The organism is Pedobacter sp. GR22-10, assembly GCF_026239715.1.
GTDB lineage: Bacteria > Bacteroidota > Bacteroidia > Sphingobacteriales > Sphingobacteriaceae > Pedobacter.
The window spans coordinates 929,158-941,996 of sequence record NZ_JAPIVR010000001.1 but is presented as its reverse complement, the minus strand read 5'-3'; the positions used below and the strand labels follow the sequence as shown (position 1 = coordinate 941,996).

At 40.3% G+C, this 12,839-nt stretch carries 18 protein-coding genes; 10 read left to right on the top strand and 8 right to left on the bottom strand.

The genetic code is table 11. The features are described 5' to 3' along the window. The 5 genes from OQX64_RS03975 to OQX64_RS03955 form a co-directional block, all read right to left on the bottom strand. Positions 1–1,518: a hypothetical protein gene (locus OQX64_RS03975; RefSeq protein WP_265817726.1), complete on the bottom strand. Its 1,518-nt coding sequence runs from the start codon at positions 1,516–1,518 to the stop codon at positions 1–3. A 2-nt stretch (positions 1,519–1,520) separates the two neighbouring features. Then, a complete protein-coding gene (locus OQX64_RS03970) occupies positions 1,521–2,441 on the bottom strand; it encodes a hypothetical protein (RefSeq protein WP_265817725.1) in 921 nt (306 codons plus the stop codon). 398 nt (positions 2,442–2,839) lie between these two features. Further along, on the bottom strand, positions 2,840–3,652 hold the full coding sequence (locus OQX64_RS03965; protein ID WP_265817724.1) for an SOS response-associated peptidase: 813 nt from the start codon (positions 3,650–3,652) through the stop codon (positions 2,840–2,842). 2 nt (positions 3,653–3,654) lie between these two features. Next, positions 3,655–3,897: a hypothetical protein gene (locus OQX64_RS03960; protein ID WP_265817723.1), complete on the bottom strand. Its 243-nt coding sequence runs from the start codon at positions 3,895–3,897 to the stop codon at positions 3,655–3,657. Between the two features lie 313 nt (positions 3,898–4,210). Further along, a complete protein-coding gene (locus tag OQX64_RS03955; protein WP_265817722.1) occupies positions 4,211–4,393 on the bottom strand; it encodes a DUF3606 domain-containing protein in 183 nt (60 codons plus the stop codon). A gap of 87 nt (positions 4,394–4,480) precedes the next feature. On the opposite strand from OQX64_RS03955, the gene OQX64_RS03950 reads away from it, so the two are divergent. Continuing rightward, complete coding sequence (locus OQX64_RS03950) at positions 4,481–4,882, top strand: hypothetical protein (protein WP_265817721.1); 402 nt, start codon at positions 4,481–4,483, stop codon at positions 4,880–4,882. 116 nt (positions 4,883–4,998) lie between these two features. On the opposite strand, the gene OQX64_RS03945 is transcribed toward OQX64_RS03950, so the two are convergent. From OQX64_RS03945 to OQX64_RS03930, 3 genes are read right to left on the bottom strand one after another with little or no spacing between them, the layout of a single operon-like run. Beyond that, a complete protein-coding gene (locus tag OQX64_RS03945; RefSeq protein WP_265817720.1) occupies positions 4,999–5,598 on the bottom strand; it encodes a chemotaxis protein CheB in 600 nt (199 codons plus the stop codon). Positions 5,599–5,650: 52 nt separating this feature from the next. Then, positions 5,651–7,429 (bottom strand): non-homologous end-joining DNA ligase, encoded by a 1,779-nt coding sequence (gene ligD, locus OQX64_RS22395; RefSeq protein ID WP_322974919.1) that lies wholly within the window; start codon positions 7,427–7,429, stop codon positions 5,651–5,653. Next, a complete protein-coding gene (locus OQX64_RS03930) occupies positions 7,429–7,725 on the bottom strand; it encodes a hypothetical protein (RefSeq protein WP_265817719.1) in 297 nt (98 codons plus the stop codon). Before OQX64_RS03930 ends, ligD begins: the two co-directional genes overlap by 1 nt. A gap of 708 nt (positions 7,726–8,433) precedes the next feature. Here OQX64_RS03930 and OQX64_RS03925 point away from each other — a divergent pair. The 9 genes from OQX64_RS03925 to OQX64_RS03885 all read left to right on the top strand — a co-directional run bounded on the left by OQX64_RS03925 (position 8,434) and on the right by OQX64_RS03885 (position 12,826). Next, complete coding sequence (locus OQX64_RS03925) at positions 8,434–8,829, top strand: single-stranded DNA-binding protein (RefSeq protein ID WP_265817718.1); 396 nt, start codon at positions 8,434–8,436, stop codon at positions 8,827–8,829. 47 nt (positions 8,830–8,876) lie between these two features. After that, positions 8,877–9,947, top strand: a complete 1,071-nt coding sequence (locus tag OQX64_RS03920) for a DUF932 domain-containing protein (RefSeq protein ID WP_265817717.1) — start codon at positions 8,877–8,879, stop codon at positions 9,945–9,947. Positions 9,948–10,056: 109 nt separating this feature from the next. Beyond that, complete coding sequence (locus OQX64_RS03915) at positions 10,057–10,506, top strand: hypothetical protein (protein WP_265817716.1); 450 nt, start codon at positions 10,057–10,059, stop codon at positions 10,504–10,506. 8 nt (positions 10,507–10,514) lie between these two features. Then, positions 10,515–11,000 carry a hypothetical protein gene (locus OQX64_RS03910; RefSeq protein ID WP_265817715.1) on the top strand — a complete coding sequence of 162 codons (486 nt, stop codon included), beginning with the start codon at positions 10,515–10,517 and terminating at the stop codon, positions 10,998–11,000. Positions 11,001–11,028: 28 nt separating this feature from the next. Further along, a complete protein-coding gene (locus OQX64_RS03905) occupies positions 11,029–11,343 on the top strand; it encodes a hypothetical protein (protein ID WP_265817714.1) in 315 nt (104 codons plus the stop codon). Positions 11,344–11,361: 18 nt separating this feature from the next. Then, positions 11,362–11,550 carry a hypothetical protein gene (locus tag OQX64_RS03900; RefSeq protein ID WP_265817713.1) on the top strand — a complete coding sequence of 63 codons (189 nt, stop codon included), beginning with the start codon at positions 11,362–11,364 and terminating at the stop codon, positions 11,548–11,550. Between the two features lie 3 nt (positions 11,551–11,553). Continuing rightward, complete coding sequence (locus OQX64_RS03895) at positions 11,554–11,805, top strand: hypothetical protein (protein ID WP_265817712.1); 252 nt, start codon at positions 11,554–11,556, stop codon at positions 11,803–11,805. 29 nt (positions 11,806–11,834) lie between these two features. Further along, entirely contained in the window at positions 11,835–12,290 is a 456-nt protein-coding gene (locus OQX64_RS03890) for a hypothetical protein (protein ID WP_265817711.1), read from the top strand. A 20-nt stretch (positions 12,291–12,310) separates the two neighbouring features. Continuing rightward, entirely contained in the window at positions 12,311–12,826 is a 516-nt protein-coding gene (locus tag OQX64_RS03885; protein WP_265817710.1) for a prtrc system protein e, read from the top strand. The last annotated feature ends 13 nt before the right edge of the window (positions 12,827–12,839 follow it).

The window sequence follows — 12,839 nt, the reverse complement described above, 5'->3', positions numbered from 1 at the left end:
TTATAGATAATTTTGAGTGTAAGCCGAAATCACAGAAGCAAGTTGCTCCTGCTTATCTAAATTATCTCTGTACATTATCAAATAAATAAAAAGAGATTCTGGATCATAATCTATTATTTTAAAGTCAGGATTTTGTTCCCTAAACTTGATCTGGCTGTTGCTAAGTTCAAGTTTGATAGGTGAATAAATAAGTAGTTGATTATCGTTAAAAGAAGTGCTATTGAGTTTTTTATTCAACATGTCAATCTCAATATTTTCATTGAATAAAAATAAATGTGTTCTCTTGTTTAGTTCATCAAAAAAATAATTATTTCTCTTATCTAATTTATTATCTAACTCTAATAGACTATTGGCCTCTAAGTAATATTGTAATGGATCAAAAAACCTATTATGTAGCGCAGTTAATGAACCCTCAATTTCAAGTTCTTTTTTAGTTTCTAAGAAGAGGTCGGCTAATTCAAATTTTGCTATTTGTTCATCTGCCGTTTCAGTTTCTGTTGAGGTAATTAGCAATTCGCCAACATGCCTTAACAAATCGCGGTTTCGTTGATGTTTTTTCCGTAAGACTTTCTGCAAAATAACACTAATCTCACCACCTTTATTTGTTTGGAACAGCTGATCTAAAGTGACAATTAGTTCTTCAATATCTTCTTTTTTATAAATATTTGGCAATTCAACGATGTGGGGATTTATGCGGGTATAAAATGCTTCATTTGCATTTTGTAATTGAGCCCTCCCTGATGCATCCGTAATACATGTCAATAATAAATGTCCCTTTATTTTATTAAACAGGTCGATCAGTTCCCGGTACGATGTTAAAAACTGGCTGAATCTTGCTTTCGACTTTTCAAATATTTTTTCAATTTCGTCGATGGAGAAAACAACATATTTACTTTTGTGGGCAAGAATATTTAAAAATAATACCAGAACTTCTCTTCTATTGAAATTCTCAAGTTTTTGCAATCCAAAACTTGTGAAACTTCCGATGGTATATAATCTCCCGGTCCCCAAATATATTAGTTTCTTAATGGCATCTTGATCATGTACCGGGTTCCATAATTCATTTACATAATCTGATATTTGAGAGAAATTGTCCTCAAAATTATTAGCAAACTTTGCTTTAAGCCCCTCTTCATTTCGTAGGTTTTCAATAAAAAGAATAAGATCATTTGTATATTTATCCTGTATTATCCTTAATAAATATAGAATAAGGTCCGGCTGTTCAATGTCAGCACGAGTGTAGATAAAATCGACGTTTCCTTTAATGGAATCAAAGAAAAGTTTCAGATATTTCAAAAGGTTTGTTTTTCCATTTCCATATTGGCCCAAAATCATATTGGTCAGCATTCTTTCACCGTCAATCTGGCTTAAGCTGGCACCAATTTTTTCTTTTGCTTCATTTTGGTCAATAATAAAATATGGAAGCTCTGGGGCTTTACCTTCACCAAGGTCCTTTTTCAACGTTTGAAGCGTCTCTGAACGAGGTGAAAGTTTATTCCACAAGTCTTTTATTTCCATTATTATTTAATTTTAACTTTTAAAACCGGAACATTCCTCACATTAAACCTTTTTCTACCGTCGATAGAATTGACAATGTTACTGAAAAATATATGTTTCTTTCTCTTTTCATGCTCATAATATGTGTTCAAGAATTTATCAAAACTCTCATAAGACATGACCATTACACTCTTAATGTCATAAAGATTTACAAAACCCAAGTCACCCTTCCCTAGTTTTAAAAGGTTTGTGTAACGCTTTTCAAATTTGTCTTTATTTCTTCTATACTTTAAAATTTCTTTAAAACTATCACTTTCAAATAGCAAAATTTTACCTTCTACATCTAACAACCAACTCTGGTAAATCGGTGATAATGTAATTATTTTTAAATACTTTTTCTTAATGAATTTCTTTTTGTCAAGGATTGATAACGCCTGTATCCAATGGTTTCTAACCGCATTATAGTTTCCTAAACTTGCTGATGTAAAATTAAAATGCTTAATACCATAATACTCGTCTAAAAAATCAAACTGCAAGTCTACGTAATCTTTATAGTTATATTTTTTTCCAATCCTAATAAATTTACATAAAGACACGAAAAGGAGAAAATCCGTCTCAAGAATTTTATTAAAAAAAAACAGTTTTTCTGATTCCGAATAATTAAATGCGCTGCTCCTAAGAGATAATAACTGCTCACCAGCCTCAGACAACTCATTTCTCGAGCCGATTAATTTAAATTTATCTTTTGCGAAATTTACAAAATATGAAGCCGCTTTATAAGTCGAATAGATTTGTTTAGAGATCGCATCATCCCTATCAGAACTTAATATATGCTGAATCAGCTTTTCTTTTTCGTTATTAGTTAGATTAACTAAAGTAGATTGAATTTGATCTACTGCTTCTTTGCTCGGAATACCGTAATATTCAGAAAGACCACCTGCCATTCTTTTATATTCCTTAAATAGAAAATTAAGAAGAAAAACATAAAATCTATAATTGAAAGCAGAACTTGAAATCGGATGCTTTTGTTGTGAAACAAATTTGCATACCCATTTAGTCGCTTTAAGCGACTGGTTAAATGGCCTATGCAAGCTTGGTATAAAGGGAGGTATAGTCGTCAATATTTTTCAATTCGGAATTCACGAAGATAGCTTTCTTTTATTTTTTCAAAGCATGGATATTGATAATATCATAAATCACTATGATTATTAATATCTTAAAAATTATTCCAATAGAATTTAAGAAAAATAGAATGAAAATTGGAACATCATTTTATTAGGCGACAATATATTACAAAAGCGCCCTGGAAAGGACGCTTATAAATAAAATTATTGCTTAATACCTACTCAATGCTAAGGTCTAAAGCTGCCAAGCCCTCATAAGCAAAAGGTACTGCCGGATCTAAGGCATCCCGAAATTCTTTCGATACGGTACAGGCTTCCATTTCCTTTGAACTGATCTGATAAGTAGCCAATTCGATAATTCGCTCGTCATTTAGGTCACCCATAAGCCATTCCCATGCAAGGTCGTCAGGTAAAATGGTGGGCATCCTATTTTTTGAATTGTGGATCTGTTTCATAATACCATTAGCCTCTGTGGTTACTAATGCGACTGTCGGCATCACTTCGCCGGTAGTTTGATCTTTCCAATACTGCCATACGCCAGCTATGTAAAAGTAGTCACTCTCTTTGACCGTAATATGGTAGGGATAAGTATCTGGTGTCTTTAAATCTGCACCGGTCTTTTTATTTTTACGATATACATGCTGGTATTCGTAGAATCCGGATGAAAGAATCAAGCACCGGTGTTCTCTTGCTGCCACATTCCATACTTTTCCAGGATCTAAAAGTTCTTTGCCTATAGCATTCATCATGTGATATGGTGGAATATACTTCCCTTGGCTATTTTTATATCCTCTACGCATGTTCGTAGCTTGCTCCCGGTTCTTTATGTATGCAGGAATAAAACCCCATTCCATTTGTCCAATATCAAAATTGGTTTTATCCTCTGTAGGAACAATGACCGCAATCTGGCCATGATTAAATGCGTTTTGTACACCCTGGTTCAAAAAGTCATACTTAGCTACTTCTTTTTCCAGGTTCATCAGCCGAATAAATTCAGCGTGAGAAACCTTTTGTCCGTTATAGTAACACATTGTTATTTCGTTTTAAAATATGCTGTAATTAAATCCCCGATTTCTTCTGCTTCTTTTTGTCTGCCTTGGGGGATAGACATCCAGACTTTTCCCTTTACCGTTGAAGCTTTATGAATAACTAAAGGGTTCCGCTGATCTGGAAAACTAATATGGAAAACCTGCTGATTGCCCACGTCATGCTCCTTGATCTGTAATATAAGTCCATTTAAATCAACCTGGAAATGCTCATTTTCAAATAATTCCATCTGCCAAACAGTTATTTAAATTTACAAAATTATTAGCGCCATTACCAATACTTGATGTTAAAAAAGTCCCTGTTGAGATACAACAAAGACTTTTCAATTTATCCATCGGATAGGGCTAATTCTCATTTCTCATATCACAAGGATCAGCTTCTTCAAAAAATTCACGGGCTCTTCTCAGTCCAGGCACAATGGGAATGCCTTATCTAACACCTTCTTCAAAAAGAACATTGGCAATCTCAACGGCTTTTTCCCGGAACAGGGCTGGCTGGTGTTTATAAGAAGGTGGGTAATCCCCATTGTACCAGGCATAGGCCTATTTATTTTTTGAAAGATATTCCTCAACCTTTTCGCGGTTATTGCCGACGGCCGCAATAGCATCTTTAACTTGCTGGCGGCTAACACCCAATTTTTCTTCCAGGTAAGCTAATTCATAGTCTTCACCTGCTGCAACCTGGTTGCGGTCGCGTGCATCTCTCTTATTTTTATCGTCTGCCATGATATTATATTTTATAGAACAACATTTATTTTTGCGTTTTGTTTCCTTACAACCCTGTTACACAGCGGCCTTAATCGGTTTTATAATATGATTGCAACCTCAACCAGTATTTCCGAAAAGATCAGCAGCGCCGGGCAGCTGGAGAAAGCAGGTGACCTTAAAGGTGCGGAGGATATTTACCTCAACCTTTTAAAAAAGAACAAGATAAATATCGTTGCCTATTCCCGTCTGATGGTTATCTACAGAAAACAGAAGTTCTACCGCAAAGAGCTGATCATCATCAATAAAGCAATCAAATCCTATCTGGAACAGCAAAAAAGTGAGCAAAAGGATTGGATTGCGGAAAATAAAAAAGCGGCATGCATAAGCATGGGGCTTGCAAAGGCCCTGGGGCTGTTAACCGCTAAAGGACATCCTTCTCATGATGATCCGATAATAGCTGCCTGGAAGAAAAGGAGAGAAAACCTGCAAAAAAAGATGAAAGATTGATTTCTTTTATCAGCTTGAGCTACCAGGATTTACTTTCCACAATGCTTACAGGGGATAAAAAAATATTTCAATGTTTATTTGCTTTTTGCACACCCATTGGATATGTTCTCAAGATTCTAAGGGAGGGAAGATTCCAAATTGTTTCTGCTGGCAGACAGATAAGTTACAAGGTAGTCCGCTAGGTCACCAGGTACAATTACTGCATCAGGATGATCTTTGTTTACAATAGTTCCTGGCATCCCTTTAAAATCGGCTGTCTCCGGGTCCTGAACAAGCAGAAGCCCGCCTGCTTCTTTTATAACCTGTGACCCGGCAAAGCCGTCATCACCTGATCCGGAAAGGATAACAGCTATACTTTTATCCCTGTAAGTTTCTGCCATAGATTTATAAAATATATTGACCGCCTGGTTTATCTTTTCGGATTCCAAACGATCCCTTACCTGTATTTGTCCATCTTCAATGGTCGCAAATGTATTTTCCGTAAGTACGTAAATATGATCAGCCTGGGGAACCATCGCTGAAGTGATTTTAACGACGGGCAATTCAGTTTTACTGCTCAATATGTCCGTAAGAAAACTCTTGTGATCCCTTTGCAGATGCATCAGGATAACATAAGCTATGCTTGAGGTTTTTTTAAGACTTTTGATCACTTTGATCATCGGTTCAAGGCCGCCGGCCGAAGCGCCGATGGCTACGAGATATTCTGCTTTATTCATCGTTAGTAAATCTTCCTTTACTATATAGGCTTAATAATTCTGTTTAGTTTGTTCATTCAATTTTAATCCATACCGGGGCATGGTCGCTGCTCTTTTCCCAGCCTCTTACCCCTTTGTCAACTCCAGCATCCGTCAGTCGGTCAATTAAGTGGGGGCTGAGCAGAAAATGATCTATCCTCAGTCCGGCATTACGGCCATAGGCATTCCTGAAGTAATCCCAAAACGTATAAATTGTTTCTTCCGGATATAATTTGCGTATGGCATCTGTCCAGCCTTGGCTTGTAAGCTTTTTAAATGCGGCCCGGACCTCTTTCCTGAATAGCGCATCATCTACCCAGCGTTCGGGCTTGTATACATCCTTTTCCGTTGGCATTACATTAAAATCACCTACCAGGATCACCGGTACATTTATTTTCTTTAATTTATTGGCGTGAGCAGCCAGGCGCTTGAACCATTTTAGCTTATACTCAAATTTTGGACCGGGGTAGGGATTTCCGTTGGGCATATACAGACAGCAGATCACAACATTGTTTACGATGGCTTCCAGGTACCGGCTTTGCTCATCCTCGGGATCTCCGGGAAGTTCCCTCCTCAGTTCTTTGATCTCGTGCTCTCTTGATAGGATGGCTACACCGTTCCAGCTCTTTTGTCCCTTCCATATGGCCTGGTACCCGGCAGAATTGATCGCAACCAGTGGAAACCTCTCCTGCGGGGCTTTCAGTTCCTGGAGGCAGACCACATCCGGCTGCTCTTCTTCTAGCCAGCGTAACAGAACCGGGAGTCTACCATTGATCCCGTTCACATTGTAAGTAGCTATTTTCATCGCTTCCCCACCTTTTGATTTTGCTTTTGCTTTTTTCTTTGGAGCTGCTGCTGCTGCTGCTATCTCTTTTTCTTCCTTTGGCACCTCCCTGACTACATCTGTAGCTTTCTTATCAGCGCGAAATCCCAGGAATGTAGCGGGCTTCCTGATCCTGCCAGTTTCTGTCCAGGCTGCAAATTCGAAATTGGCGACGAGCTCCGGCCTGGCCCAATGGATTTTCGCTCCTTTGGTGTCCAGTACCTTATTGATGAAAGGGCTTTCCTCAATTTCCAAGGACTGGAGCTTTTTGAGTATCCCGGGCATTTCTTTTTCCTTGAAGCCGCCGCCCGAACGCCCGATCCAGGTAAGGTTACCATTTTCATAAGCGCCGAAAAGCAAAGATTTAAAAGAACGGGCCTTATCGGACTCTGCCCAGCCTCCGATTACGAACTCCTGCCGTTTCCTTGTAGGTATTTTCAGCCATTCGTTTCCCCTGGCGCCGGGTATATATTCACTGTCTTTCTTTTTCATCACGATGCCCTCCAGGTCCCGGTCCAGCATCTGCTGATACAGTGCTTTGGCGTCATCGAAACTTGCACTGAACTGCAGCACGTCGCTTCCTTTAACCAGCTGTTGCAATAATTCTTTCCTTTGTGATAGCGGCAGTGCCATAAGGCTATGACCATTAAGGTATAAGAGATCAAATAGGCAGTAGGCTATTGGTGTTCGCTTACCATTATATAGCTGTACTGCATTAAAATCTGGTTTACCTTCACTAAATACAACAACTTCGCCATCAAGAACAGCATCGTGGCCCAGATTCACCAGTGCCTCCGCTATTAAAGGATATCTATTGGTATAATCCAGTCCGCCCCTTGAATTCATGATGACCTTCCCCTTCTGTACAGAAGATATAATACGATACCCGTCCCATTTGATTTCGGCAAGGTAACTGTCCAGGGTGGGGATATCGCTCACCAACCGACAGAGCATAGGTGCAATATTTACGGGCATTTTTTCCTTTGCCATTACCCAACATCATTTTTAGATACTGAAAGCTGGTCTTTTGCGTACTGTGCAGTTGCATCATCCTCCGTTGGTCTGTCTATTCGCTGGTATAAACTCCGCTCCCAATCCTGGAGGGCTTTTGCCGGGGTATTGCCTGAGCCGATAATACCGGTATCAAGATCCGGCCCCAATAGGCAGCTATATCCCGGCCCGTCTTTAAAAAGAACAGGACGCAGTTCGCGTACCGGCCTGGAAAGGTCTTTGGCTTCATAGTTCAAAGTCACTTTCAATTCTTCTGCAATGTTCATCTGTTCCATCGTATCAATGAATTAGGTAATAAGCATAACATGCTCTTTTCCGATTTGTTTAGCTGGTTTGAAATCAAAAAAACTTACGAATAAAGTCCAGACATCGTATGTAATTTTTTATTTCTATATTAGTCGGGAGAGCGTTAATTTAACGGGGTGCGGCCTTGCTGCATTCCGTTTTCCTTTTTTTATCCGGCCGTTCCCTTCGGGCCGGGCTGTCCGCTCTAATTCCTCGCTCAGGCTGCGGGATATCCGCCTCCATCCCTAACGGACATTCCAAAGATCTACGAACACTATATTTCCCCGTTTAATATTCATTCCTATCCCAAAGTGGATCCCTGGTCCCATTTTTTCCCTTTAGCACCACTATAGTACTATACAATTTTAAAGCTCTTCCAAATACCGGCTCTTCATAAAAAGATTGAAGCCAACTACCATAAATACATTTTTCGCATTCGAAACGGATAAAAAGGCAGCGAATCTCGTGTAGCCAAGCCCCCGCACAAGGGCTGCAAAAAAATTTTTGAATGAACGGTTTCCCCCCTAAAGGGACCCCCCATTAAATCAAATATTTTTTGGCTTTCTCCATTTGGCTCCACGAAACTGATTGCTTTCTTTTTTTCCGTTTTTTCTTTTGAAAAATGCTCTTTCGGGCAGGCGGCTGAAAAGGAAAAAAGCGAGTAGCAAACAATTTTTTCATCATTAAAATCAACCGTTATGCAAATCAAAGGCAGGTTAACAGCAGATGCAAAACTGCAGACCACAAAAACAGAAAAACAGGTAGTCAATTTCAGTATTGCCCACAACCAGGGCTACAAACCCAAAGGCCAGGAGTACAGGGAGGAACCGGTATACTTTAATTGTTCATACTGGCTGAACCCCTCGGTGGCGGAACAGCTACTAAAAGGGGCATTGGTAGAAGCAAAAGGCCGCATAGGCACATGGGCCTACATCAACAAGGCAGGCGAACCCATAGCGCAGCTGACTTTCCATGTGGATGATATTGAAATCAAAGCCTACGCAAAAGATCGGGAGCCTTATAACATCCCGGTTAACATGGAAGCAACTGTTCCGGCAATTGGTGCAGATACTTCCGAAGACCTCCCCTTTTAATCCAAACTCAAACCAAAAAATCTTTAATCAAATTCAATTAAAAAATCATGGCACATAACATTTTTTTCAACGAACAAACCGGCAGGCATTCATTTTTTTCCGTTAAAGAGCAGGCATGGCATGGACTGGGGCAGATCGTAAAAGACTATCCTACCAGTTCCGAAGCGATTAAATATGCCGGACTGGATTACCAAGTTGTAAAGGCTCCGCTTTATATTAAAACGGATGGTCTTGCTATTACTGATGCAGGTATAACCGCCCAGGATACTACGTTAAAGGTTCCCGATTACTATGCAACAAAAAGAAGGGACAACAACGCAATACTCGGTGTTGTGGGCAAAGATTACCAGGTGGTACAAAATGCTGATGCCTTTGCCTTCTTTGATGCAATTGTAGGTGGTGGGGATGGTATCCTATACGAAACAGCAGGAGCGTTAGGCCAGGGAGAACGTATTTTCATTACGGCCAAGCTGCCCGATTATATCCGGGTGGGCAAAGAGGACATGATCGAAAAGTATCTGTTCCTTACAACCTCACATGATGGCAGTGGCAGCATTACCGCAGCCTTTACCCCGATAAGAATTGTGTGTCAGAATACCCTCAACGCTGCGCTCGGCAAAAGTTCCCACACGATCAAAATCAGGCATACCGCAAATGCAAAACAGCGTTTGGAAGAAGCTCATAAGGTTATGGGGCTGTCCAATACCTTGTCCGTTCAGATGGAAGGCATCTTTAACCAATGGGCAAAGGTTAGGATCACAGACAACGAGGTGCGCAAGCTGATCCTAATGGCAATGGCACCTAATAAGGAAACCTTAACCAACTTGATCCAAGGTAAGGACGATGAACTATCCACCCTTTATAAAAATACCTGTAATGATGTACTGGCTTATGCCATGAACAGTGAAACCCAACAAATGGAAACAACGAAAGGTACTGTCTTTGGTGCCTATAACGCAGTTACCGGGTACTTTCAGAATGTCCGCAATTACAAAGACGATGAAGCAAAAGTAAAGTCAACCCTTATGGGTGGTACCGCACAGCTTTACAGCCAAAAGGCTTTTAATCTTTGTGTTGATTTTGCGAGTAACGGAGCGGATATTTTCCAGTTCAATTAATTCACCGGGGAGGGCTGTCCCCGGTCGCCCTCCCTCTTTTCATTTAATCTTTCAGCCTTAACAATTATCACTAACGGCCAACCCCTGGGAAGGCACAAACACTAATAACATGTCCATACAAATCATAGAGAAAACCGTATTTCTTGCCGTAGCAAGAAAAATGTTTGAAGCCAGTATAGCAGTGAAAGTAAACGAAAACTTTTATCCCTGTTGCCGGGAAATGTCTAGTGAGCGGATTATTGACATTGTTGCATCCTGGCATACCTTAAACTGGGATTCTTTTGAAAATGAATACAGTGAAGGCGAGCAGATGCCTGAACGGGAGGAACTGCTTATTGGCATAACGCCCCCGCCGCCTACGGCAGTTCAATTTTTGAAATGGCTTCATTGCATCCGCTATAATATTAACCACAACTGTATTCCACGACAGAACACAACGGACTTACAAGATATCCTATTCTTAGACCGGCTGATAAGGGATGTGTCAAAGGCCATTATTGAACAGTTGCCTGATTATAGGGCTGCACTGTGGTCAACTTATAACCTAAACCATCTTTAAACAATGCTATGGGAAGGGAAGGAAAATTCAATGAGGAAAGGCTTTTTAAAATCCGGCGGATGCGTAAAGCGCGCAGACTGTTCAAGCAGATGCCATTATTTGCCTTCGTCATGATGCAGGCAGAGTATAGCGGATACAGTCTTGTACAGTTCCAGGATGATCTAAGGCGCAGGTCAAAACCAAAGCCGAAGAAAAAAGGCAAAAGCCCTTTGGCAAGGTTCGGCAGGTACTGGAGGATACAGCAGCTTATTGCCCGGTATAGCTATACACAAGACGAATCCCTGATCATTAAGGCGATGAAACTCCGGCAGAGGATAACCAAGCCTTACCGGCTGGAGGTACGGCTGAAGGGTATGGTACATGAAATTACCCTCTCGCCCATGACACCTATTCAAGACGTTGAAAGCCTTATTGCAAAATTCAATTTATGTAAAACAGAAAAAGAAATAGACCGGGTATTTGCCGACTTCCAAAAGTTGGCGCACCTGCGGTGAATTTTCTATTCATTAATAAATACAAAATATGGAAAGGCTACATATCTGCTATGACTTCAACTTTAATATTAAAATTGAAGCAGCGAAAGGAAGAATTTATAAAAGGTATTTCACATCTGCTATTGGCAGACACTACGAAGCCGCATTGTGGAGCCTTTATTTTGATCTTAAAAAGAAGCGCAAAAAATTGATTAGCGTAAATGAAGTTAAAGTAACCCGGATTTGCTTTGCCTTCAATGAGGCGTTAGCATCCATCAAGATTAGCCTCGCCGATTACCCGCCACAAATCCCCGGAGATTTAAACGCAGAGGTTAAACACCTGCCAAAGAAAAATAACCATTAACAACCTAAATCAAACAACATGTATATAACTGATTTAACAGGACAGCAAATAGAGGTAACCGATCTGGAAGCAGCCCTTGACATGGTGGAAAAATTCCTAAGCTATACCAAGGTAGAAGAAATTAAATCCCTACAGGAATTTGAGCAGCAAAGACAAAGGTACTGGCAGGACATGAAACAAAAATTATTAACCCTTAAAGAATATTAAAAAATGGAAGCACTATTTCATATCAGAACCGCAAAGTTTGTAGGCCTTATACTTGTCCTGGCAGGTTGCCTGCTCAGGCATTGGATGAAAAGCAGAAGTTTTAACCGCCGCAATAAAATGGGCGTTGAACTTTTCCGCAACCATACCCATCAGGTTTTGCTTACCTCGTTTGAACGTCTGCTAAAACTATTGGGAAGATTGCTCATGATCCTGGGGCTGATCATTATTGGTGCCGACTGGATCAAACATCACTAACAATACCTAAAAACATAAAACTTATAGTTATGGGACGATATATGACTGTAGAATTGAAGGAGAAATATAAAACTGAAATTTTCATCCAGTTACTCAATATGGAACTTGCGGCTCAATATGGTGGGAATATCGGAACGACATTCAACACCTGGGAACATTTAGAGGAACAAGCTGATTATATCAATCATGATGCCGAAGGCCTAAAACAGTTACCCGACTGGAAGCGTCCGATTTCGGCGCAACAGCTTCACCGGAATTTCTTTTGGTTACGGTTTGGCTCATTTTCCTTTAAACTTTCAGGGGAGGGAAACAGTGACGAAGCTAGGGATGCAGTTGCGGTCAGCAAATGGATCGAAAATACAGAAGCAAAATTCATCAATCTATCTGCTTCGGATAATTATAGCCAGGAAATCGTTAAGGAATACCTCAACTATATTTTTGAAGAGGCAGGATATGATCTGTCCGAACTATGGAAAACAACCTAAACAATCTAAAATAAATTTTTATGGAAACGAATTTCTTTAAACAAATAGCCGCTATGCAAGCTAATGGAGAATGGGTAATCGTAGTAAAGCCCATCGGAACAGAAAAAATAATTGTATCCGTACTATACAACGACGACAGCTGCGGAGATAATGCGAGAAAATCCATACCTCCGCTTACGTTTTCCAATACCGCAGCTGCATTGGATGATGCTTTCTTCGCAGATATAAGGACAGCCTTTACGGGAACCATTCAGCTGCATAACAGCATGGAGCATTATCTTAAACAGCAGGAGGCGGCAGGCCAACAGGCACAGATGAATAAAAAGCCGTCCGCTACCATAAAACAAAAAGCAGAACCGATCAGTAAATACGATGCTGCCATCCAAAAGGTAGCGGAGCTGGAAGCACAGGAAAAATACCGGGAAGCATGGATGAAAGTACCCGATCCTGCCGAGTATCCCGACAAGGCCGATTTCCTGCGCAAGCGCAGGGAAGAACTGTCTGTTCATTTCGCACCTGATCTCTTTAATATTTAATCTCCAAAATTTT